Genomic DNA, 674 nt, shown 5'->3' on the forward strand with positions numbered 1-674 from the left:
CCCAGAGGCTCTGGCCGCCCCGGTCGCTGCGCAGTCCGTCGGCCTCCGGCCAGGGCTCCCGGTCGGCGTCGGAGGCGGCCAGCACCGCACCGCCATGCACCTGGCGGGTGCGGTGCACGCTGACGCCGGCACTGATCGCACCGGCCAGCTCCTCGGGCGGCCGGCCCTGCCACTGTCGCGTGAAGAAGCCGTGCTCAAACGCCGCCAGCAGGTCGCACTGGAGATAGTGGCCGCCATAGGTGCCCACCCAGGTCCAGCCGGGAAGGTTGTTGAAGCCGGCATCGGGCCGATCGAAGGGGGGCTCGAGGGCCTCAGCCATGCGCCTCAGCCCTCGGGCAGGTCGCGCAGCAGCCAGAAGCCCTCGAGGTTGGAGGCCTCCTCACTGGCCTGGATGGCGATGAACTGGAGGCCGCCGGCCCGCTCCCGGGCCTCCGCCAGGGCCTGCTGGGCCAGCCGTGCCTCCTCCTCCGGCAGTCGCGCCAGGATCCAGCGATCCTCGAGGCCGGCCTCCAACACCAGCTGGCCGGAGCTGACCTCCAGCCGGGTCGGCTCCAGGCCGGACAGCCAGCCGGCGATGGCCAGGGCCCGCCGGCGGCTGAACAGCCGGATCCCGGGCACCGGGGTGGCGGGATCCACCTCGGACGGCAGGGCCACCAGACCGGGGAAGGCGATCT

1 protein-coding gene and 1 pseudogene are annotated in these 674 nt (G+C 73.7%); both read right to left on the bottom strand.

What is annotated here, in order from left to right:
• Positions 1-319 (bottom strand): annotated as a pseudogene (locus VB737_RS17195) (copper oxidase); the annotation flags it as partial.
• 5 nt (positions 320-324) lie between these two features.
• A partial coding sequence (locus tag VB737_RS17200; RefSeq protein WP_500314766.1) for a Tab2 family RNA-binding protein occupies positions 325-674 on the bottom strand: 350 nt, incomplete at its 5' end.

Origin of the sequence: Synechococcus sp. BA-120 BA3 (assembly GCF_034931285.1) — a bacterium.
Lineage (GTDB): Bacteria > Cyanobacteriota > Cyanobacteriia > PCC-6307 > Cyanobiaceae > Cyanobium.